Annotated in this window: 18 protein-coding genes and 1 pseudogene; 8 read left to right on the top strand and 11 right to left on the bottom strand. The window is 69.8% G+C overall.

The features are described from left to right. A pseudogene (locus Q7T09_RS15795) lies at positions 1–255 on the bottom strand (hypothetical protein); the annotation flags it as partial. Between the two features lie 342 nt (positions 256–597). Here Q7T09_RS15795 and Q7T09_RS15790 point away from each other — a divergent pair. Both Q7T09_RS15790 and Q7T09_RS15785 read left to right on the top strand, forming a co-directional pair. After that, a complete protein-coding gene (locus Q7T09_RS15790; RefSeq protein WP_304700959.1) occupies positions 598–2,292 on the top strand; it encodes an ATP-binding protein in 1,695 nt (564 codons plus the stop codon). A gap of 63 nt (positions 2,293–2,355) precedes the next feature. Further along, on the top strand, positions 2,356–3,180 hold the full coding sequence (locus tag Q7T09_RS15785; RefSeq protein WP_304700958.1) for a transglycosylase SLT domain-containing protein: 825 nt from the start codon (positions 2,356–2,358) through the stop codon (positions 3,178–3,180). Positions 3,181–3,280: 100 nt separating this feature from the next. Here Q7T09_RS15785 and Q7T09_RS15780 read toward each other — a convergent pair whose 3' ends face one another. The 3 genes from Q7T09_RS15780 to Q7T09_RS15770 all read right to left on the bottom strand — a co-directional run bounded on the left by Q7T09_RS15780 (position 3,281) and on the right by Q7T09_RS15770 (position 6,657). Next, positions 3,281–3,487 carry a hypothetical protein gene (locus Q7T09_RS15780; protein WP_304700957.1) on the bottom strand — a complete coding sequence of 69 codons (207 nt, stop codon included), beginning with the start codon at positions 3,485–3,487 and terminating at the stop codon, positions 3,281–3,283. Positions 3,488–3,590: 103 nt separating this feature from the next. Next, complete coding sequence (locus tag Q7T09_RS15775; RefSeq protein WP_304700956.1) at positions 3,591–4,787, bottom strand: CaiB/BaiF CoA-transferase family protein; 1,197 nt, start codon at positions 4,785–4,787, stop codon at positions 3,591–3,593. A gap of 55 nt (positions 4,788–4,842) precedes the next feature. Next, a complete protein-coding gene (locus Q7T09_RS15770; RefSeq protein ID WP_304700954.1) occupies positions 4,843–6,657 on the bottom strand; it encodes an ATP-binding protein in 1,815 nt (604 codons plus the stop codon). 179 nt (positions 6,658–6,836) lie between these two features. Here Q7T09_RS15770 and Q7T09_RS15765 point away from each other — a divergent pair, with 179 nt between their 5' ends. After that, positions 6,837–7,985, top strand: a complete 1,149-nt coding sequence (locus Q7T09_RS15765) for a DUF2336 domain-containing protein (protein ID WP_304700952.1) — start codon at positions 6,837–6,839, stop codon at positions 7,983–7,985. 44 nt (positions 7,986–8,029) lie between these two features. Beyond that, positions 8,030–8,815 carry an NUDIX domain-containing protein gene (locus Q7T09_RS15760; RefSeq protein ID WP_304700951.1) on the top strand — a complete coding sequence of 262 codons (786 nt, stop codon included), beginning with the start codon at positions 8,030–8,032 and terminating at the stop codon, positions 8,813–8,815. 123 nt (positions 8,816–8,938) lie between these two features. Here Q7T09_RS15760 and Q7T09_RS15755 read toward each other — a convergent pair whose 3' ends face one another. From Q7T09_RS15755 to Q7T09_RS15745, 3 genes are all read right to left on the bottom strand, one after another. Beyond that, the gene (locus tag Q7T09_RS15755) at positions 8,939–9,421 is read right to left on the bottom strand and encodes an Hpt domain-containing protein (protein WP_304700950.1); all 483 of its coding nucleotides are present in this window, start codon (positions 9,419–9,421) and stop codon (positions 8,939–8,941) included. Between the two features lie 77 nt (positions 9,422–9,498). Beyond that, positions 9,499–10,281, bottom strand: coding sequence for an NAD kinase (locus tag Q7T09_RS15750; RefSeq protein WP_304700949.1), 783 nt, complete (start codon positions 10,279–10,281; stop codon positions 9,499–9,501). 31 nt (positions 10,282–10,312) lie between these two features. Continuing rightward, entirely contained in the window at positions 10,313–11,437 is a 1,125-nt protein-coding gene (locus tag Q7T09_RS15745) for a DUF2336 domain-containing protein (RefSeq protein WP_304700947.1), read from the bottom strand. Between the two features lie 121 nt (positions 11,438–11,558). On the opposite strand from Q7T09_RS15745, the gene glpK reads away from it, so the two are divergent. After that, on the top strand, positions 11,559–13,058 hold the full coding sequence (glpK, locus tag Q7T09_RS15740; RefSeq protein WP_304700945.1) for a glycerol kinase GlpK: 1,500 nt from the start codon (positions 11,559–11,561) through the stop codon (positions 13,056–13,058). Here glpK and Q7T09_RS15735 read toward each other — a convergent pair. Genes Q7T09_RS15735 through Q7T09_RS15725 form a run of 3 tightly spaced genes read right to left on the bottom strand, consistent with a single transcriptional unit; the run spans position 13,055 to position 16,019 of the window. Next, positions 13,055–13,831, bottom strand: a complete 777-nt coding sequence (locus tag Q7T09_RS15735) for a dienelactone hydrolase family protein (protein ID WP_304700944.1) — start codon at positions 13,829–13,831, stop codon at positions 13,055–13,057. The genes glpK and Q7T09_RS15735 overlap by 4 nt on opposite strands. 38 nt (positions 13,832–13,869) lie before the next feature. Further along, positions 13,870–15,264 (bottom strand): MmgE/PrpD family protein, encoded by a 1,395-nt coding sequence (locus tag Q7T09_RS15730; protein WP_304700942.1) that lies wholly within the window; start codon positions 15,262–15,264, stop codon positions 13,870–13,872. After that, entirely contained in the window at positions 15,261–16,019 is a 759-nt protein-coding gene (locus tag Q7T09_RS15725) for an IclR family transcriptional regulator (protein WP_304700940.1), read from the bottom strand. The genes Q7T09_RS15730 and Q7T09_RS15725 overlap by 4 nt, the downstream gene beginning before the upstream one ends. Positions 16,020–16,120: 101 nt before the next feature. Between Q7T09_RS15725 and Q7T09_RS15720 the strand changes: the two genes are divergently transcribed. Together Q7T09_RS15720 and Q7T09_RS15715 are read left to right on the top strand one after the other, a co-directional pair. Continuing rightward, complete coding sequence (locus Q7T09_RS15720) at positions 16,121–17,704, top strand: carboxylesterase/lipase family protein (protein WP_304700938.1); 1,584 nt, start codon at positions 16,121–16,123, stop codon at positions 17,702–17,704. 31 nt (positions 17,705–17,735) lie between these two features. Beyond that, on the top strand, positions 17,736–19,304 hold the full coding sequence (locus Q7T09_RS15715) for a carboxylesterase/lipase family protein (RefSeq protein WP_304700936.1): 1,569 nt from the start codon (positions 17,736–17,738) through the stop codon (positions 19,302–19,304). A gap of 32 nt (positions 19,305–19,336) precedes the next feature. Here Q7T09_RS15715 and Q7T09_RS15710 read toward each other — a convergent pair whose 3' ends face one another. Further along, positions 19,337–19,963: an HAD-IA family hydrolase gene (locus Q7T09_RS15710; protein WP_304700935.1), complete on the bottom strand. Its 627-nt coding sequence runs from the start codon at positions 19,961–19,963 to the stop codon at positions 19,337–19,339. Between the two features lie 123 nt (positions 19,964–20,086). Between Q7T09_RS15710 and Q7T09_RS15705 the strand changes: the two genes are divergently transcribed. After that, entirely contained in the window at positions 20,087–20,857 is a 771-nt protein-coding gene (locus Q7T09_RS15705) for a class II aldolase/adducin family protein (RefSeq protein ID WP_304700934.1), read from the top strand. Positions 20,858–20,994: the final 137 nt, after the last annotated feature.

Below are 20,994 nucleotides of genomic sequence, written 5' to 3'. Positions count from 1 at the left end.
GTGCAGATTGATCTCGGGCTTGGTCTCGACGACCGGCTTGGCGGGCGGGGTGTAGATCTCCACCTTGAAGCCCGGATCGGGGGCGACGACCGCCGGCTCCGGCGGGGCCTGGAACCGCTGGACCGCCAGGTAGGCCGCCAGCCCCAGATGGGCGGCGATGGAGACCCCGATGGCCGCCGTCATGGCCCGCGAGAGGTGGGGCTTGGCGTGCGGATCCCGCGGGTGTCCGGCGAGCAATGGGTGTTGGACGACCATGGCGACCTCCCTTGTTGTTCTTGTCACCGGCCCCAGGGTCGCGCGCCGATCGTGGCGGAGACTTGACCTTGGGGAAGCTAAACCGTGTCCGGCGGGAGGTGAGGTTGTGGCGCGGAACGGCTCGGCGCGCGACATAGTGTCGCAAGTATTCGAGACACACCATCTTGAGTATATCGCCCATTAACTTGAATTAAATCTCGCGTCGCCCATAGATGTGGGTCACGGCTGGGATTCGATCGGACAATGCTACTCAATAGCCGCCTGACGTTGCCGGCCTCGGAGCTTGCGTCAGTATATCGCCCGGTGGTTCGGGGATATCTACTTGCGGCCAGTGTCTATTATTTGATCATCTCCATCAGCCACCCGTTCTACGAGACGGGCTCGGCCTTGGTCACCCTGGTGGGGCTCGCGGCGGGGGCGTCGGCTTTCTGCCTGGCGGGCTATGCTTGGTGCAGCCGTCAGGATGTGAGCTATCTCAGCCTGGAAGGGCTGACCCTGGGCGCCAACCTGCTGATCATCGCCAATGTGGTGGCCTATCTCGCCCTGCATTTCGAGCCGCCCAAGCTGGTCTATTTCGTGATCATGGCCCTGGGCTTCGCCACTGTCGGCCCCAGCCGCCGCGTGCTCTACCCTTGCGTCGCCGCCGCCCTCGTCGCCCTGGTGGTGTTCGCCGGCGAGATCGGCCCCGGCGCGGCGGCGCAGTACGCCTTCGTCGGCCTGGCAGGCTGTTTCGGCGCCATCGGCCTGTCGACCATGACCCGCGGCGTGGTGTTCCGGGAGGTGCGCGCCAGGCTGGCGGCCGAGGCCCTGAACCGGCAGATCGAGCAGGAGCTGGCCACCAACGAGACCCTGCGCATCCAGGCCCAGCATCTGGTCCTGGTGGCCGAGGGCGCCAGCCGCAGCAAGACCGAGTTCCTGGCCACCGTGAGCCACGAGCTGCGCACGCCCCTGAATGGGGTGTTGGGCATGGCCCAGGCCATGGCCGGCGATCCCCTGTCCAAGTCGCAGCGTGCGCGACTGTCCATCATCCAGGACTCCGGCCGCGCCCTGCTGGGAATCATCAACGACGTCCTCGACGTGTCCAAGATCGAGGCCGGCCGCCTGGAGCTCTCGCCCTCCGCCTTCGATCTGGCGCGGTTCGCCGAGGACCTGGGCGCCCTCTATGGCGGCCTGGCCGGCGACCGGGGCCTGGCCTTCCACCTGGAGGTGACGCCGCCGGCGCAGGGCTGGCGATATGGCGACGAGGTTCGCCTGCGTCAGGTGATCTCCAACCTGCTGGCCAACGCGCTCAAATTCACCGAGGCGGGCTCGGTCACGGCCCGCATCGACGCCGAGGGGGACGTGCTCAAGGTCAGTGTCACCGACACCGGCCTGGGCATCGCCGCCGACCGCGCGCCGCGGCTGTTCGAGAAATTCGTCCAGGCAGACGCCTCCACGACGCGGCGCTTCGGCGGCACGGGCCTGGGCCTGGCCATCTGCCGCGACATCCTGGCCCTGATGGGCGGGGAGATCGACTTCACCAGCAGGCCGGGGGAGGGCTCCTGCTTCAGCTTCACCGTCCCGCTTCCCAGGACCGAGGCCCCCTCGGCCCTGGCGCCGGAGGAGGCCGATCCGCAGTTCGACGCCGCCCTGCGGGTGCTGGTGGCCGACGACAACCCCACCAACCGCCTGGTGATCCGCACCCTGCTGGAGCAGGTCGGCATCGAGATCGTCGCCGTCGATAGCGGCTCTTCGGCCATCGAGGCCTGGGAGACCGGCGCCTGGTCGGCGATCCTCATGGACATCCACATGCCGGGCATGGACGGTCTGGAGGCCACCCAGCGGATTCGCGCCCGGGAACAGGCGCTTGACCGGGCCCGCACCCCGATCATCGCGGTCACCGCCAGCGTGCTGTCCCACGAGACCGACGCCTATTTCGCCGCCGGCATGGACGACTTCATCGCCAAGCCCATCGAGCTCTCCCGTCTGCTGGCCATCCTCGCGGACTGTCTGAACAGAGGCGCCGGCGGCGGCCCGGCCCATGCCGCCGTGGCCTGACTGCGCGCCTGCGCCGCAGCATGGTTAGCGCGGCGTTAACCATGACGCGTCACACCAGGGACCATGGCGATCCAGGGTCTCAGGGGCGCGGTCGAAGCCGCCATCCAACGCGCGTCCAACGCGACGGGGGTCGACTTCACCTTCCTGATGAAGACCGCCAATCGCGAGAGCGGGTACAATCCCAAGGCCAAGGCCGCGTCGTCCTCGGCGGCGGGGCTGTTCCAGTTCGTCGAGCAGACCTGGCTCTCCACCCTCAAGCAGCACGGCTCGAAGTACGGCTACGCCCGCTACGCCGACCTGATCACCAAGGGCGCCGACGGCCGCTACGGCGTGAATGGGGCCGAGGCGCGCAAGGCGGTGATGGACCTGCGGCTTGATCCCCACGCCGCCTCCCTGATGGCCGGGGAACTGGCGTCGGACCACGCCTCCTATCTCAAGGGCCGCACGGGCCGCACGCCGACGGCGGGCGAGCTCTACGCCGCGCACTTCCTGGGCCCCCAGGGGTCGGCCCGGCTGATCGAGGCCGCCAACAGCCGCCCCGGCGCCTCGGCCGCCAGCCTGTTCCCCGACGCCGCCCAGGCCAACCGCTCGATCTTCTATCGCGACGGCCGCGCGGCGACCGTGGCCGAGGTCTATGCCAACCTCACCCGCACCGGCGGCATGGGGAAGGGCGTCGAGGCGCCCGCCGCGCCGGCCGATGACGGCTTCCTGCAATATGCCTCGGCCCGGCGCACCGAGCGGTTGAAGGAACAGGACGCCCTGGTGGACCTGATCCTGCGCGGTTCCCAGAGCCCCGACCGCGACGGCTCCAGCTCGCGCCTGACCGGCTCGATCTTCTCCAGCGAGATGCTGCGGGTGCTGTCGGACGCCCGCGACGGCAAGAGCTAGAGCTGACGCCCGGCCCTCGACCCTTATGGCTAACTGGGGCTCAGCTAGCCTCGTCAATCAGCGGACTCTCGGAAGGTCGCAGGCGGGTGGAGTGCGGACGTTACTTGAACAGCTTGAGAGATAGGTATTTCGCCGCGTTCAAAATGAGAGAAGAAGCGCCGACGATCGACAGGGAAACCAACGCGAACCGCTCAAAGCCGGACACATGCAGCTTGAGTTTCTCATTCATGCTGAAGGCAAAGACGACGTAACCAGCCCACAGCGCAATCGTCAGGGCGTATTTTCCGTACGCCAAAGCTACCTTCACGACTGCCCCTCATATCCTTGGTGCGCTTACTGTTGCGACTTTCCTCGATGACCGCAACGGGCCGGTTAGCGACCTTGACCTCCAGGCGTAACGGGAACGGGCGCTACCCCGCAGCCCCGCTCGCCATCATCGCGTCGATCTCGGCGTCGGAATAGCCGATCTCCCCCAGCACCACGCGGGTGTGTTCGCCGAGGCCCGGCGCCGCCGGACGCTGGGTCGCGGGCACGCCGGGGAACTGGGCCGGAGAGTTTGGCGAGCGGTAGGTTCCGCCGTGGCCGTCCTCCACCGCGATCAGGGCCCCGGCGGCTTCCACCTGCGGATCGGCGGCGACCTGCGCCGGGGTCTGGACAGGCGCCCAGACCAGGTCGGCCTCGTCCAGGCGTCGCGCGATCTCGGTGAAGTCGAAGGCGCCGAAGGCGGCCTCGAACTCGGCCACCAGGTCGCGGTTGTTGGCCTTGCGCGCCTTGCCGCCCATGAAGCGTTCGTCCTCCAGCAGCTCGGGCCGCCCGCAGGCCTTGGCCAGGGCCGGCCAGTCGGAGCCGCCGCCGCGCGGGTTCAGCACGAACCAGTGCTCGTCGCGGCTCTTGTAGAAGTTGGCCAGGGGATCGAAGGGGTCGGTGCGCGGACGGTTGGAGGCCAGCTTGCCGAACACCAGCTGCACCGCCAGGTCCGAGCCCACCACATAGGTTCCGGTGGCCAGCAGCGAGGTGGCCACCAGCCGGCCCTCGCCGGTCTTCTCGCGCTCATAAAGCGCCGCCAGGATCGCCGAGGTGGTGGCCAGCGAGGTGGTATGGTCACCCACCCCGGTGCGCAGGATGAAGGGGTCGGAGCCTTTGGGCGCGTGCATGCGCGCCACCCCGGCCCGCGACCAGAAGGCGGTGACGTCGAAGCCGGGCAGATGGGCGTCGGGCCCCTCCAGGCCATAGCCGGTGACCACGGCGTAGATCAGCCGGGGATTGGCCGCGCGCAGGGTCTGCTCATCCAGCCTGTACTTCTTCAGGGAGGCCGGCCGCACATTGGTCAGGAAGACGTCGGCCTCGGCCGCCAGGCGGGCCAGCGCGTCGCGCCCCTCTGGCTTGGCGATGTCCAGGACCACGGCGCGCTTGCCGCGGTTGTCCATGCCGAAGGTGGGATTGCCGGTCAGCTCGCTCTTGGCGTCGGCGAAGACGTGGCGCATCGGGTCGCCCTGCGGCCGCTCCACCTTGATCACCTCGGCGCCCCAGTCGGCCAGGATGCCTGCCGCGCCGGGCGCGGCGATGTAGGAGGCGAATTCGACGACCTTCAGACCCTTGAGCAGCACGCGCGTTCCCCACCTTGTTGGTTGGGGATCATAGTGGGGGAGGGCGGGCCGCCCCTCAAGCGGTGAGGCGCGCCTGCGAACCGTCCCGGCGGGTGACGGCGATGGCGTCGGCCACGGCGCGGGCCACGGCGGCCACGCTGACCGGCTTGCGCAGCACCGCGTCGGCGCCGGCGTCGACACATTCCTTGGCCTCGTCGGCGTCGCCGCCGATCACCGCCACGATGGGTACGCCGGACTTGGAGTCCCCGAGGCCGCGCACGGCCGCGATGGTGGCCGGGCCGTCCATGCCGGGCATGCGGCCGTCGATCATCAGCAGGTCGAAGTCGCAGATCTTGGCCAGGTCGAAGGCGCGGCGGCCGTCGACGGCGTGGACCACCTGGTGGCCCAGCTGTTCGATCACCGCGCGCAGCATGGCGGCGTTCAGCGCGTCGTCCTCGGCGATCAGCACCTTCAGGGTGCGGCGCTCGGCGGGGTCGGGCAGGGCGACCTCGGTGGTCTCGATCACCCGCTCGGCGGAGGCTTCGGGGTCATAGGGCAGTTCCAGGCGGAAGCAGCTGCCCACGCCCACGGCGCTGTGGGCCGTGAGGTCGCCGCCCATCAGCCGGGCCAGCTGGCGGGCGAGCGACAGGCCCAGGCCCGCGCCCGAGGTGCCGGCGCTGGTGCGCTCGATGCGGTGGAAGGGTTCGAAGGCGAGCTCCAGTTCGTCGGCCGCCAGACCCGGGCCGGTGTCGGCGATCTCGACGGCCAGCCGTCCGGCGGCGGTCAGCTCGACCCGGGCCTCGACCCGGCCGCGGACGGAGAACTTCACGGCGTTGCCGATCAGGTTGGCGATGATCTGGCGGGCGCGGTGGGCGTCGGCCAGGGCCGCGCCGGCCGATCCCTCGGCCAGCTCCGGGGCGATGTGCAGGGACAGCTCAAGCCCCTTGGCCGAGGCGTTGGGACGGTTGAGCAGCACCAGGTCGCGCAGCAGGGCCACGACGTCGAAGGGCCGGGCGTCCACCGACAGGCGGCCGGCCTCGGCGGTCTCGGAATCCAGGGTGGTGTTGAGCACCGAGATCAGGTCGTTGGCGGCGTCGAGGGCGGCGGTGAGTTGCTCGCGAGAGGGCGCCCCGCGGCCGTTGCGGCCGGCGGCGGCGGCCAGGACGTGGGCCACGCCGGTCAGGCCGTTGCGGATCTCGTGGCTCAAGGTGGCCACCAGGTCGGATTTGGACTGGGCCAGGCGCCGCGCCTCCTCGACCTTGCCGGCCCGGTCGGCGATCAGCATCTCGCGCTCGGCGGCCAGCGCGAACTGGCGGCGCAGGATGCGGTTGAGGATCAGGGCCAGGGCCATGGCCAGGGCCACGGCGCCCCAGGCGTTGCTGGCCAGGTCGCGGTCCTGCGGTCGCGAGAACAGGGCGATCAGCGGCCCGGCGGCGGCGGCCGGTCCCACGATCAGCAGGCTGGGCAGCCAGGGGGAGGCGAAGAAGATGATCACCACCGAAGCGGCCAGCGCCGTCATCAGCAGGGGTTCCCGCGCCGGGCCCGCGCCGTCGGAGAAGGCGGCGATCTGCGCCACGGCCAGGGCCCAAATCAGGGCCGCCAGGATCTGGATTCGGCCGCGCATCGCGGTGTTGGCGGCGGCCTGCGGGTCCTTCAACCAGTTAACCACGCCGTAGAACGCGCCCCAGGCGGCGGCGAAGATGGCGAAGGTGCCGGTCATCCAGACGGCGTTGACCGCGTGGCTTCCGGCCCAGACATAGGCCGGCAGGCTGACGGCGAAGACCGCGAGCGCATAGGGCAGGAGGGCGGTTTGCGCCTCCAAAGCCTGCTGGCTCACCGATTGTCCGCCCCTCGTGGGTTCGGCCGTCCGATCGTCTGTGGTCGTGGCCATGGGGCGCCTCGGGGGAGAAGTCGCCACGTAAGGTAGTGCGGCAGGGTTGGCGGGAGGTTACCCGACACCGTTAATCCACAGGTTCCGACGGAGCCTGCGAGGCAACCGATCATTAAGCCTAACCAGCCATTATGATTGTGAGGGACTCCGGTGATTCCGGATCGGGGACAGGTGCAGACATGGCGACCACGCGGGCGGCGCTGACGGACGACGACATTCGCACCCTGGTCAAGGGCGCGACCCCGGACGAGCGCGCCGTGGCGGCCCACAAGCTGTGCCGGAACATCGACCGCTATGAACTGACCGGGGAGGAGCGCGCCCAGGCCCAGGAGATTCTGCGGGTCATGGCCGCCGACGCCGCCGAGCTGGTGCGCCGGGCGCTGGCCGTCACCCTGAAGAACTCCACCGTCGTGCCGCGCGACGTGGCCCTGAAGCTGGCCAAGGACGTCGAGAGCATCTCGCTGCCGATGCTGTCGTCCTCGCCGGTCTTCACCGACGAGGACCTGGCGGAGATCGTCCGCCTCGGCGGCCCCGTGCGCCAAGTCGTCATCGCAAAACGCCCCCGCGTCTCCCAGACCGTCACCAACGCCCTCGTCGAGTACGGCGTGGAGCGCGCCGTGGAGGCCGCCTGCGCCAACGACAACGCCGACTTCGCCGACCGGGCCCTGGCCAAGGTCATCGAGCGCTTCGAGAAGTCCGAGCGGGTGCTGGCCGCGGTGGCCTATCGCAACGTCCTGCCCCTGGCCGTCACCGAGAAGCTGATCGACCTGGTGAGCGAGGAGGTCCGCGACCACCTGCTGAACCACCACGCCCTGTCGGCCGAGGTCGCCCTCGAGATCGCCATGGGGACCAGGGAGCGGGCCACCATCGACCTGGTGGACCAGGCCGGCCGCGCTCCGGACGTGAAGAGTTTCGTCACCCACCTGCACAAGCACGAGCGGCTCAGCGCCTCCCTGCTGCTGCGCTCCCTGGCCCATGGCCACATGACCTTCTTCGAGTGGAGCCTGGCCGAGCTGGCCAGCGTGCCCCACCACCGCACCTGGCTGATGATCCACGACGCCGGGCCGCTCGGCCTGCGCGCCATCTATGAGCGGGCGGGCCTGCCTGCGCGCCTGTTCCCGGCCTTCCGCGCCGGGGTGGACACCTTCCATTCCATGGAGTTCGACGGCGGCGCCAAGGACCGCGAGCGGTTCCAGGAACGCATGCTGCAGCGGTTCCTCACCCAGCCCGCCAACGCCGCCCGCGAGGACGTCGAATACCTGCTGGAGAAGATGGACCGCATCTCCCAGGAGGCCCGCAAGACCGTGCGCCTGTCCGAGACCGCCTGAAGCTGGTGCTTGCGCGGGAGGCCGCGGGCTTCCAAGCTGGCGGCATGACCGATATCGCCCCCGACGCGGACATCAAGCCCGCCGCCACCATCCTGCTCCTGCGCGACGCCCCCTCCTTCGAGGTGCTGATGGTCAAGCGCCACCACCAGATCGACTTCGCCTCCGGCGCCCTGGTGTTTCCCGGCGGAAAGTCCCACGCCGGCGACCATGACCCGGCCTGGGCCGACCACACCCTGGGCCATGTCGACTTCGACGCCGAGCAGCGCGGCCTGCGCATCGCCGCCATCCGCGAGGTCTTCGAGGAGGCCGGAATCCTGTTGGCCTCCCACACCGACGGTTCGTCGATGGGCGACCAGATCGCGCCGATGGACGTGCGCCAGGCCGTGGATCGCGGCGAACTGGCCTTCCTGGACGTCGTGAAGGACCTGGACGCCAAGCTCGACCTGCATGCCCTGACCATCTTCGCCCGCTGGATCACCCCGCCGCTGACGCCCAAGCGGTTCGACACCTGGTTCTATGCGGCGCTGGCGCCGGCCGACCAGCTGGCCGCCTGCGACGGACGCGAGACTGTGGACGCCGAATGGATCGAGCCGGGCGAGGTGCTGCGCCTGGCCCAGGCCGGCGAGCGCAAGGTGATCTTCCCCACCCGGATGAACGTGCAACTTCTGGCCGAGGCCAACAGCGCCGCCGACTGCGTGGCCCGCGCCCAGGGCCGCACCCTGGTCACCGTCCTGCCGAAGATCGAGGATCGCCCCGAGGGCCGCGTCCTGACCCTGCCGGTCGACGCCGGCTACGGGATCGTCGCCGAGCCGCTGGCCAATGTGATGTGAATTCCGCCTCCGTCGGGGGAGTGGGACCGCCGAAGGCGGTGGAGGGAGTTACGGCTGGGCCGCCCAAACCCCCTCAGTCAGCCCGGCGGGCTGACTGCTCCCCCGGAGGGGAGCAATCGATCCTTACAGCCCGGTCTCGGTGACGCGGGCCTCCAGGGCCTGGATCAGGGCCTTGCCGACGGGATGCTCGTCGGTCTTGATCTCGTCGCGGACGGCGGCCTTGATGGCGTCGATATGGGCGTCGATCAGGGCCATGGGCGCCTGCATGCGCTTGTCCTTGTCGTCGATCAGACGGCAGAGCGAGGCGCCGATGCGGGTGATCAGCGGAAACTCATAGGTGGTTCCCAGGCCCTTGAGGTCGTGGGCGCGCAGATAGAGGCCTTCCATGGTCTCAGGCGTCATGCCCTCGGACTTGATCCTCTGTCGGGCGGCTTCGAGCTTGGTCACTTCGTCGTTCAGCCATTGGGAGAAGTTGCCCGAGAGGCTCTTAAGGGCGGCTTCCGCCTTGGCGATGGCGCTGGGATCGATCGCTCCGAACCGGCCGCCCACCTTCAGGCGAAGGGTGTTGGGGACCTGGATCACCTGACCGGAATTCTCTTGGCTCACGACTCGGCTCCTGCACTTAGTCGATGAAAGCCTAGATCGGAGGCGTTAACAACGAATGAGGCGGGAACCTCCGGAGATCAAACGGAAAACTGCTCGGCGAGCACGCGTTCCTCGAGACTCCGTCCGGCGTCGAACAGCATGTGCATGCTGATGTCACGGGCCTCGGCGATATGCACCTCCAGCACGTCGCGGACCTCGAAGTTGTCGGCCACGGCGCTGACCGGCCGCTTGTCGGCCTCCAGGATCTCGAAACTCACCTTGGCGGTGTGGGCCAGCAGGGCGCCCCGCCACCGCCGCGGCCGGAACGCGCTGATGGGGGTGAGGGCCAGCACCTTGGCGTCCAGGGGGATGATGGGTCCGTGAGCGGAGAGGTTGTAGGCCGTCGAGCCGGCGGGGGTCGCCACCAGGGCGCCGTCGCAGGACAGTTCGGTCAGCCGCACCTTGCCGTCGATGGAGATTCGCAGCTTGGCGGTCTGCCGCGTCTGGCGCAGCAGGGAGACCTCGTTGATGGCCAGCGCCCTGTGCTCGTTCCGCTGGGCGTCGATGGCGATCATCCGCAGAGGATGGATCACGGCCCGCTCGGCCATGTTGATCCGCTCCAGCAGGGCGTCCTCGCTGTACTCGTTCATCAGGAAGCCGACGGAGCCGCGGTTCATGCCGTAGATCGGCTTCGGGGTCCCGATCTGGTCGTGCAGGGTCTCCAGCATGAAGCCGTCGCCGCCCAGGGCCACGATCACCTGAGCCTCGTCCATCGGGGCGTCGCCATACCGGGCGATCAGGGCGGCGCGCGCCTCCCGGGCTTCCGGGCGGTCGCTGGCCAGGAAGGCGAGGCGGGACACGAAGGGCTGGGCCTTGAACATGGCCCGAGGTGCGCGAGAAACGGCGGTCTTGTCAAACCCTGCCGGCGGCCTGGCGGAAGGCGGCGTTGGCGATGTCCGGCGCGAAGGGGCCAAAGGCGCCTGAGGCCCGGCGCTCACCCTCCTGGCCGCCGCCGGGGCGTCCGCCGTTCAGCTCACGGACCAGGGCCAGGATGGTGGGGAAGACGCTGCGGTCGATGCCGACGGCGGCGCAGGCCAGGGCCAGCAACTCGGGTCGGTCGGAATTCACCGAGCGCCGCACATGGCCGGGATCGAAGCGGCCCAGGGCCGCCAGGCCGCCGATGAACAGGGACAGCTTCTGCTCGCGCAGGGCCCGCAGCAGGTAGCCGGGGCGCAACTGGCCGGCGATGTCGAGCTTGGCCAGCAGGCGCTGTTCCATCTCCTCGCGTTCGCCCTCGCGCTCGGTGACCTCGTAGCGTTCGTGGTCCGAGGCCAGGCCGCCGTGGGCCTCGCGCACCGACTCGGCCAGGGCCGCGTCCATGGCCTCGGGATCCAGCCGGAAGCGGGCGACCAGGGCCTGGCGCAGGGCCTGGCCGACCCAGAGGTACAATTCGCGGGCCAGGTCGTCGGTGAGGGCCGGGTGCTTGGTCAGGGGCGAACGCAGGGAGGCGATGCGCCGCGAGGCCTGGACCAGGGTGGCGATCTCGCCCTCGCCGACCTCGGCGCTGATGTTGCCGGCGAGCGCGGTGAGCACCGCCGGCTCGTTCTGCTGGAGGATGGCGATCACCACCGGCAGGCCGAGATGGGGGCGGCGGGCCACCTCGATCTGGTGCTCGATGGTGGCCTCCACCAGCAGGCGCACGAGGTCCTGGTCCCGCAGCACCGGGCTGGCGGCGATGATCGGCCGGGCGATCTCGATGTCGTCCAGGGCCAGCACATTGATCAGGGCGGCGGGCGCCCAGGCGGCGGTGGCCAGCTTCTCGGCCAGACGGCGGCGGATGTCCCGCTCGGCCTCCACCACCAGGATCATGAAGATGGAGGAGAGCAGGGCCTGGACGGGCGCGGAGCTCATCACCGCCTCGGCGCCCTCGCCGGCGTCGCACAGGTCGACGATGGCCAGCAGCAGGCGCTCGCGGTCGTGAACCGCGCGGCTCCTGGCGAGACCTAGAATCTCCTCGGTCTTGGCGGCTACGCTCAAACTCGTTTCCTTGCCGGAATCGTTCGCGACGATTCTGCTCAGGACGGTATGAAAACATGGTTACAACCCGCTGAACACGCCTGCGGCGCATTGTGCAGCTTGAACGAGTTTGGGGGGCGAGATGGCCGAACCTTTGATCCTGGCCCTGGACCAGGGGACCACGTCCACCCGAGCCATCCTGTTCGACGCCCAGGGCCGCGCCCTGGCCGAGGCCGGCCGTCCCCTGGAGCAGTTCTATCCCGCCGACGGCTGGGTGGAGCACGACGCGAACGAGATCTTCGCCACCAGCGTCGCGGTGATGGCCGAGGCGATCGCCAAGTCCGGCCGGCCGATCGCCGACGTCACCGCCATCGGTGTCACCAACCAGCGCGAGACGGTGGTGATCTGGGACAAGGCCACCGGCGAGCCGATCCACCGGGCCATCGTCTGGCAGGACCGCCGCACGGCGGCCACCTGCGAACGCCTGCGCCACGCCGGTCACGAGCCCCGGGTCACCGAGATCACCGGCCTGCTGCTGGACCCCTATTTCTCAGGCACCAAGATCGCCTGGCTGCTGGGGGACATTCCCGGTGCGCGCCACAGGGCCCAGGCCGGCGAACTGCTGGTGGGCACCATGGATTCCTGGGTGATCTGGAAGCTGACCGGGGGCAAGGTCCACGCCACCGACGCCACCAACGCCTCGCGCACCCTGCTGTTCGACATCAAGCGCCAGCGCTGGTCTGACGAGATGCTGGCCCTGCTCGACGTGCCGGCCGCCCTGCTGCCCCAGGTTCTGGACTGCGCCGCCGACTATGGGGAGATCGACGCCGCCCTGCTGGGCCGCGCCATCCCGATCCGCGGCGTGGCCGGCGACCAGCAGGCCGCCCTCATGGGCCAGGGCTGCATCGCGCCGGGCGAGATGAAGGCCACCTACGGCACGGGCTGCTTCATGCTTCTGAACACCGGCGAGACCGCGCCCCTGTCGCGGGCCAAGCTGCTGACCACCGTGGCCGCGCGCATCAACGGGCGGACGACCTATGCCCTGGAGGGCTCGATCTTCATCGCCGGCGCCGCCCTGCAATGGATCAATGAGGGGCTGAACGTCCCCGGCGGCGGCGCGGCCATCGAGGCCCTGGCCCAGGGCGCCAAGGAGGACCACGGGGTGGTCATGGTCCCGGCCTTCACCGGCCTGGGCGCCCCTTGGTGGGACGCGGAGGCGCGCGGCGCGCTGTTCGGCCTGACCCGCGACACCACCCTGGCGGAGATCTCCCAGGCCGCCTTCGACGCCTGCGCCCTGCAGACCCGAGACCTGGTTGAGGCCATGCGCGCCGACGCGCCCAGCGCCTTCGGCGAGGCGGTGGAGATCCGCATCGACGGCGGCATGTCGCGCTCCTCCTGGTTCAGCCAGCGCCTGGCCGACCTCACCGGCGTGCCCGTCGGCCGAGCCACCTACCAGGAGACCACTGCGCTCGGCGCGGCTCTGTTCGCGGGGCTGGGCGCCGGGGTCTACGCCACGGTGGAGGAGGCCGCGGCCTCGCGCCCGGCCACCGAGCGCCACGATCCCAAGCTGGACGGCCATGGCCGCGAGGCCGCCTACGCCCGCTGGCTCGACGCCGTGGCGAGGGTGCGGACCGAGGGCTAGGGCCGCTCCAGGTGGCGCTTCCAGAAGGCCAGCCAGGCCTCGCGCTCGTGCGCCGGAATCTCGACGTGGCGGCCCGGATTGATGTGCATGGTCTTCTCGGGTGAGCCGAAGGCGTTGAACAGGGCCAGGCCCTGCTCGCGGGTCATCAGTTCGTCCTCCCACTGGAACACGAACATCAGCGGGATGCGGATACGCTCGGCGGCGGCCTTGTGGTCCTCGAGCCCCGGGAAGGCCCCAAACAGGCCGAAGGTGGCGCAGGTGATCCGCGGCTCCTCGGCCACGAAGGGCACGCCGAAACGGGTCCCCATGGACACGCCCCAATAGCCCACCGGCTGGCCCGCGCCGATCTCATCCAGCCCCTGGACGGCGTCCAGTGTGGCCTTCCACTCGGCCACGTGCTTCACCGCCACGGCGGCGTCCCGCGAAGGTCTCGGTTGCGCGGCGGGACGCTCGCCCTTCTGCGCCGCCCGACCGGTCTCGGCCGCCGCCGCCCGCGCCTTCTCCGCCTGCTCCCGGGTGATCCGGTCCCCGTGGCCCGGCGCGTCGATGGCGACGGTGGCGTAGCCCAGCTTCTGGGCATGGCCGATGGCCGCCGCCGTCAGGTTGGCCACCTTCTTGTGCTGCGATCCCCCGTGTCCCATGAGGATCAACGGCCGGGGCCCCTTGGCGCCCTGCGGTGTCCAGATGACGCCCGGCACGGCGTCGCCGTCGACAGTCAGCCGGAATTCGCGCCGGGTGACGCCGTCCTCGGTCTTCTCGCCAATGAATTCCATGGTCTCTCCCCTTGGAGCGGTGGCGGCCTTCGCGGCCGTCAGGTTGCGATCAGTTGGGCCAGCACGACGGCCTGAGGCAGGGTCTCGATGTCGGCCACGGCGGAGACCACTGCCTGCGCCCGCTCGGCGCCGAGGCGCGGCGTCATCAGCTCCAGCGCCTTGGCCTCCACCTCGCCGGGGTCCATCGGGTGCGACGGGAAGCCGGTGACGTGAGGGACGTAGACCTCACGGATCGCGCCGTCCTTCAGCCGGACGATGACACGGGCGGACTCGGTGCGTGGCTGTCCGGGCGGAGTCTCCTGGGCGGGGTCGTGAACCACATCGACCTTGGCCATGAGGGCGTGGACGGCGGCGTCGCCGCTCATCCGCTCCAGGGACTGGGCCGAGACGAAGTCGAGCCGGCGGTCGATGAGCATGATGGCCGTCAGATAGCGCAGGTTGAGGGCCGGCATGGCGGCGTCCCGGAAGGCTTGCCACCGTCCCGGCATCTCGATGCGCACGCCGTCCACGGCCTTGGCGTCGAGATCGGGCAGCAGATCCAGCAATCCCTTCACGGCCGGCTGGGTGGGCCCGCCGACGGGATAGCGCTTGTAGGCGGTGTGAATGAGCTCGGTCCGCTCCCCCAGCCCCTCGATCAGCCCGGCCCGGTCGGCGTCGCCGCCGGTGAAGATCGCCGAGCGCATCCAACCCTCGGGATGGTCCAGGCTGTCACGGACGCCGGTGAAGCCCGCCTCGGCCATCAGGGCCGCGTTCAGGCCGGCGCGCGCGCCCATGCCGGCGAAGACGAAGGACTTCTCCACGTGCTCGACGTCCAGCAGCCACTGCCAGGATCCGCCCGCCTGCTGCACGCAATAGGCGAGGGCATCGGGGATGCGGTCCTCCGCCAGTCCCAGGATCGACGCCGCCGCGGCGCCCGCGCCGAACACCGGCCCAATCCCGTGATTGGCGATCCCCGCGCGGCGCAGGTTGCCGATCCCCAGGGCCTTGGGCATCCGGCCGGCCAGTTCGTAGCCTGTGATCACGGCGCGCAGCACCGCCTGGCCAGACAGACCGCGCTGCTCGGCCAGGGCCAGGGCGACGCTGACCACCGCGGGACCCGGTTGCACGAAGGCCGAGGGGATGAAGTCGTTGATCTCGGCGCCGTGGGCGGCCATGGCGCTGGCGAAGGCCGCGTCGCTGAGGGAGGCCGTCGCGCTCGTGCCCAGGATCGTGGCCGCGTTCTGCCAGGCGTCGCCGGACTGGGCGATGGCGAAGTCCCGGGCCAGCCGCGCGGGCGCCAGGTCGCGGCAGGCGACGATGGAGGCCAGGGTGTCCAGGATGTGCAGCCGGCCCAGGCTCAGGAAACTCTTCGGAATCGCCGTGGTCTGGCTGCGGGCGATGTAGGCGCAGAGCGCCGGCCCGACCGGCGCCGCCTCGTCCAGCGCTGCGGTCAAAGCCGTCCCACCCGTTCGGCCATGCTGGCGCAGGTGGAGAGCAGGTGCTCGATGATCTCCCGGCGGCCCGCCTCGTCCACCCGCTCGGCGGGGGCCGAGACCGAGATCGCCGCGGCCGCCTCCGGGCCTCGGGTCATGATCGGCGCGGCGAAGCCGACGACTCCCGGCTGGTAGCCGGCCATGGCGTAGCCGCGCTCCCGAACCTGTTCCAGTTCCGCCGTCAGGGCCGCGACATCAAGCCGTCGCCTGTCGCCCAGGGCCACGGCGGTTCGCTCAAGCACGGCGGAGGCGTCGCTGGCATGGGCCAGGATCGCCTTGCCGCCGGCCGTCAGCGGGGCAGGGACTCGGCTGCCGATGCGGGTGGTGAAGCGGATCGGTCGCGGCGAGATCATCTTGTCGAGATAGAGGACATCGTCGTCGGCGCGGATCACCAGGCTGACGGTCTCGCCGGTGGCCCGCTGCAGCTCCTGCAGGAACCCCGACGCCGCCCGTTTGATCGGGTGCTCGGTGATGACATTGGCGCCCAGTTCCCAGAGCTTCAGGGTCGCGGAATAGCAGCCAGTCTCCGGACTCTGCTGCGCGAAGCCTAGGCCGATCAGCGCGGCCAGGATCCGGTGGGCGGTGCTCTTCTGGAGGCCCAGCCGCAACGCGACGGCCGACAGCCTCATGGGCTCCGACGACTGCGCCAGAACCTCGAGCACCGCGAAGGTGCGGGGCACCACGCCTTCCGCTATCGAGACCGGCTCCGCCGTCATCGGCTCTCTCCCCTTGGTTGACATGATCTGCCCTGGAGCCGACCATCGTGTCAATGGAACGGCGTTCCGCTAGGTGGAACGAAGGCAATTCGGAGCGGCTCATGGCAAGCGATGTGGCGGTGAACCCGGGCGAAAGCGTGCGGACCAGCGCCGTGGTGGAGACCGCCCAGGGCAAGGTTCGCGGCGAACTGTTCCGCCGTGTCTCGATCTTCCGCGGCATTCCCTACGGCGCGCCGACCGGCGGCGCGAACCGCTTCCGCCCGCCGCAACCGGCGGCGCCGTGGTCCGGGGTGCGCGAGGCGGTCCTCTATGGCCAGACTGCGCCGCAGACCCGCAGCACGCTGTCCGACGGCGGCTATCCCGGCAACAAGCCGGAGATGGGGGAGAACTGCCTGGTCCTGAACGTCTGGACCCCAGGGGCGGACGAGGCGCGCCGGCCGGTCATGGTCTGGCTGCACGGCGGCGGCTTCGAGGCCGGCTCGGGCTCGTCCATCCTCTATGACGGGGGCAACCTGGCCTCAAAAGGCGATGTGGTCTGCGTCAGCCTGAACCACCGGATGAACGTCTTCGGGCACCTGATGCTGCAGGACGCCCTGGGCGACGACTTCGCCGGCTCCGCCAACGCCGGGTATCTCGACATCGTCGCGGGCCTTCAGTGGGTGCGGGACAACATCGCGCGTTTCGGCGGCGATCCCGGCAATGTCACCATCTACGGCCAGTCCGGCGGCGGCCGGAAGGTCAGCATCTCCATGGCCGCCAAGGGCGCCCAGGGCCTGTTCCACCGGGGTATCGTCCAGAGCGGCTCGCACCTGCGGCTTACCCCGCGCGACCGGGCCAACGAACAACTGGACCGTCTGCTGGCTCACCTCGGCCTCAGCCGGGCCGACGCGCGCAAACTGCAGGATATGCCCTTCGTTGACCTGGTGAAGGCCAACCGGGCCCTGTTGCGCGAACATCCCTCGCGCTTCTCCCCCACCCTCGACGACGTGGTCTTCGACGCCCACCCGTGGGACCCGGCGGCGCCGGCCATATCGGCCGAGATCCCGATGATGATCGGCACATGCCGGACCGAGCTGTCCAACCAGGTGGGCAGCGCGGACGAGACCACCTTCAGCCTGGACGAAGCGAGCCTCGCGGAGCGGCTGAAGGGCTATCTGCCCGCCGAAGACGTGTCCGAGATCGTGGAAATCTTCCGCCGCGAAAGCCCCGAGGCCTCGCCCTCCGAACTGTTCTTCAAGATCACCACCGCGCGGGGCTACTGGCGCGACAGCGTCCTGCAGACCGAGCGCAAGGCGGCCCAGGGCGGCGCCGCCGTGTGGTCCTACCGGCTGATGTGGCGAACCCCCGTGGAGGGCGGGCGGCGCATCACGCCCCATTCCCTGGACCTGCCCTTCATGTTCGACAACGTCTCCAAGGCCCGCCACATGGTGGGCGAGGCCAGCGAGGAGACGGCCGCCATGGCGCGCCAGATGAGCCAGGCCTGGCTCGCCTTCGCTCGCACCGGCGATCCCAACACCTCGGCGATCCCGGCGTGGCGGCCCTACGACCTTGAGCAGCGTACGGTAATGCTGTTCGACACGGCCTCGACCAGCGCCAGCGATCCGCATCGCGAAGAGCGGCTGGCGATGGAATGCTACCCGACCCAGCAGCTCAAGGGGACGCTGCACCGGCAGCCGGCGGCCTGATCCCTGCGCTTCCTGAATTCCGGAGACGACCATGACCACTGACCTCAAGCCCGCGCCGCTCGCTGTCGGCGAAGCCAAACTCTTTCCCATCGTCGAAACCGCGGAAGGAAGGGTGCGCGGCCTGAGGTCCGGGCGCATCGCGGTCTTCAAGGGTCTGCGCTACGGCGCCGACACCTCCGGCGCGAACCGGTTCGCGCCGCCCCAGCCCGTGGAGCCCTGGGCCGGCGTCCGCGACGCCCTCGACTACGGCAATATCGCCCCGCAGATCCCGGGGGACCGGCGGCACGCCTATGCCGATCTGATCCTCAACGACGTGCAGCCCGGCGGCATGGGCGAGGACTGCCTGGTGCTGAACCTCTGGACGCCCGATCCCAATCCCGCGGCGAAGCGGCCGGTGATCGTCCGCTTCCATGGCGGCGGCTTCTATGGCGGCTCCAGCAACAGCCCCGGCGGCGATGGCGAGATGCTGGCGCGTTTCGGAGATTGCGTGGTGGTGACCGTGAACCACCGCCTGAGCGCGTTGGGCTATCTCTACCTGGGGGAGGAGGGGCCTTTCGCGGACTCCGGGGCCGCGGGCATGCAGGACCTGGTGGCGTCACTGAAGTGGGTGGCGCGAAACATCGAGGTGTTCGGAGGCGATCCGGCCCGCGTCCTGATCGTCGGCCAGTCGGGGGGCGGGGCGAAGGTCAGTCATCTCCTGGGCATGCCTGTGGCCAAGGGGCTGTTCTCCAGCGCGGGCGTGATGAGCGGATCGCGCCTCACCGCCATGACCCGGGATCAGGCGGCCCAGGCCGCCGACCAGCTGCTGCGCGTTCTTGGTCTGCGCACCGACCAGATCAAGGCGCTTCAGGCCGTGCCTTTCTCCACCTTGCTGGCCGCCCAGGCCGAGGTGGAGGCGGAGGATCGGTCGCGGGGAGAGGCCCCGCGCTCCTTCGCGCCCGTCCTTGGCCAGGCGATCCCGCACCATCCGTTCGCCCCTGGCGCGCCGGATGAATCCGCGGACATCCCCCTCGTCGTCTCGACCGCCCTGGATGAGCGGACCTATCGCGAAACCAACTTCGACATGGGCTGGGATGAGGTCCGGCAGAAGCTGGAGCGTCGCGTGGGCGCCGAGGCTGGCATGCTGCTGTCCGCCTATCGAGATGAGGACCCGCAAGCCACGGCCTTTATCGTCAACGCCCGGATCAATTCGGATACGTCGTTCCGGCTGGGGGCGACCAGCATGCTGGAGCGGCGCGTCGCCGCCGGCGGCGCTCCGACCTGGGCCTATCTGTGGGCCGGCCCAAGCCCGGCCTTCGGCGGCCGATATGGTGCCGTGCATGGCATTGATGTCGCCTATTCCATGCACGACATCCGCTTCCCCCTGGCCGGGCCGACGGCTGACAACCTGCGGCTGGCCGACGAGATTTCGTCGGCCTGGGTTTCGCTGGCGGCGACCGGGAGGCCGGACAATCCCCGAACGCCCGCCTGGGCGCCCTACGACCTGGCCGAGCGCAACACCCTCGTCTTCGGCCATCCCACACAATCGGTTGGCGATCCGCGCAGCTTCTTCCGAAAATATTGGGAGCAGCACGGCGCGAGCCGGCGCTCGGCAGGTTGAACGGCGTCACGGGGGCGGCGACCCTGCCGGCGTCAATTCGAGCCGGGCTGCGGGCCATATAGCGCTTCCAGGTCCCGAAGGTAGCCCGACCGGTCGGTGAACACCCGGGCGGTGAGGCCGCAGGCCTGGGCGGCCTCCACATTGGCGGCCTTGTCGTCGAAAAAGACCAGCTCCTCGCGGGGCAAGGGGATGTCGGCCAGCATGGCCTCGAAGAAGGCGGCCTGCGGCTTGGCGGCGCCCAGGCGGCAGGAGAGGTAGAGGCCGTCGAACCGGGCGCCGTAACCAAGACCCTCCTCCAGATGGGCGGCCCAGAAGGCGTCCTGGTTGGAGCCGACATAGCAGGCGATCCCGGCCGCCCGCAGCCGGCGGACGTCCTCCAGCATGGCGCGGTCCGGGGCGATGGCGCGGGCCCTCCAGTCGTCGAGGAAGGCGGCGGGTCCTTGCGGCCACCCGGCGGCCTCCAGGGCCTGGGCGCAGGCGGCGGTGAAGGCCTCGGCGTCGGCCAGGTCGCCGGCGCTCAGGCGCCTGCCATAGAGATCGGCGACGAAGGCCCGGGCCTGCGCCGCCGGCCAGACGCCGTCCTCGGCGGCGAAGGGCCCCGCATGCTGCAGCACCCCGTCGGCGTCGAAGATCACCCCGCTCAGCTTTCGTCCGGCCATGCCACGCTCCCCCGGGAGAGCCTCGCCCCAGACCGCCGCCGCCACAAGCCCGGCTTGACGCTGGGGCCCGGCGGCGCGACCCTGTAACCAACGATCACCAACGATCAGACGAGGGAGGCCGCCATGGCCGATGGTTCGCTTGCAGGCGTGAATTCTCTGAAGGGCAAGGTCAGCGCCGAGGAATGGGAAGCGCGCGTCGAACTCGCCGCCCTCTACCGGCTGGTGGCGCTGCACGGGTGGGACGACATGATCTACACCCACATCTCGGCCCGCATCCCGGGGCCCGAGCACCACTTCCTGATCAATCCCTACGGCATGTACTTCGAGGAGATGACCGCCTCCTCCCTGGTCAAGATCGACCTGGACGGCAAGATCCTTCAGGAGACCCCGTACTTCATCAATCCGGCGGGCTTCACCATCCACTCGGCGATCCATGCCGCGCGGGAAGACGCCAAGTTCGTGATGCACCTGCACTCCGACGACGGCGTCGCGGTCGCCGCCCAGAAGGAGGGCCTGCTGCCCCTGTCGCAGCACGCGCTCATCGTCCTGCCGCGGCTGGCCTATCACACCTATGAGGGCATCGCCCTGAACCTGGACGAGCGCGAGCGCCTGGTGGCCGATATCGGGGAAAAGACCCTGATGCTGCTGCGCAACCACGGCACCCTGTCGGTGGGCGAGAGCGCCGCCGACTGCTGGACGGGCATGTACTACCTGGAGCGCGCCTGTCAGATGCAGGTCAAGGCGCTGTCGGCGGGCCGCGAGAACGTGCTGATCGCGCCGGAGGCCGCCCAGACCGAGGTCAAGGGCCAGGTCATGCGCGGCATCGGCGGCAAGCTGGCCTGGCCGGGCGCCCTGCGTCGACTCGACCGCGAGCTTCCCGGCTACGACGCCTGACCGCGCACGGACGATCTTGGCGTAACGCCAGTCTGCGGGCGCCCCGGCGGGGCGCCCGTTTTCTTGGCGCTAACCGGTTGAATACAAGGCTCGCCCCCGCCAATTACGGCGAATAGGCGGTCCGTCTGCGTCCTATT

Origin of the sequence: Phenylobacterium sp. (assembly GCF_030645195.1) — a bacterium.
Classification (GTDB): domain Bacteria; phylum Pseudomonadota; class Alphaproteobacteria; order Caulobacterales; family Caulobacteraceae; genus Phenylobacterium.
Note: the sequence above shows the minus strand (reverse complement) of the source record. Positions and strands in the feature narration are given on the sequence as shown.

What these genes read in the sequence shown, in the direction of transcription:
- Q7T09_RS15750 (WP_304700949.1), bottom strand. Translation starts at nt 10,281, where the DNA reads ATGTTCAAGGCCCAGCCCTTCGTGTCCCGCCTCGCCTTCCTGGCCAGC.
- Q7T09_RS15760 (WP_304700951.1), top strand. Translation starts at nt 8,030, where the DNA reads ATGACCGATATCGCCCCCGACGCGGACATCAAGCCCGCCGCCACCATC.
- Q7T09_RS15735 (WP_304700944.1), bottom strand. Translation starts at nt 13,831, where the DNA reads ATGGAATTCATTGGCGAGAAGACCGAGGACGGCGTCACCCGGCGCGAA.
- glpK (WP_304700945.1), top strand. Translation starts at nt 11,559, where the DNA reads ATGGCCGAACCTTTGATCCTGGCCCTGGACCAGGGGACCACGTCCACC.
- Q7T09_RS15720 (WP_304700938.1), top strand. Translation starts at nt 16,121, where the DNA reads ATGGCAAGCGATGTGGCGGTGAACCCGGGCGAAAGCGTGCGGACCAGC.
- Q7T09_RS15765 (WP_304700952.1), top strand. Translation starts at nt 6,837, where the DNA reads ATGGCGACCACGCGGGCGGCGCTGACGGACGACGACATTCGCACCCTG.
- Q7T09_RS15785 (WP_304700958.1), top strand. Translation starts at nt 2,356, where the DNA reads ATGGCGATCCAGGGTCTCAGGGGCGCGGTCGAAGCCGCCATCCAACGC.
- Q7T09_RS15715 (WP_304700936.1), top strand. Translation starts at nt 17,736, where the DNA reads ATGACCACTGACCTCAAGCCCGCGCCGCTCGCTGTCGGCGAAGCCAAA.
- Q7T09_RS15710 (WP_304700935.1), bottom strand. Translation starts at nt 19,963, where the DNA reads ATGGCCGGACGAAAGCTGAGCGGGGTGATCTTCGACGCCGACGGGGTG.
- Q7T09_RS15725 (WP_304700940.1), bottom strand. Translation starts at nt 16,019, where the DNA reads ATGACGGCGGAGCCGGTCTCGATAGCGGAAGGCGTGGTGCCCCGCACC.
- Q7T09_RS15705 (WP_304700934.1), top strand. Translation starts at nt 20,087, where the DNA reads ATGGCCGATGGTTCGCTTGCAGGCGTGAATTCTCTGAAGGGCAAGGTC.
- Q7T09_RS15770 (WP_304700954.1), bottom strand. Translation starts at nt 6,657, where the DNA reads ATGGCCACGACCACAGACGATCGGACGGCCGAACCCACGAGGGGCGGA.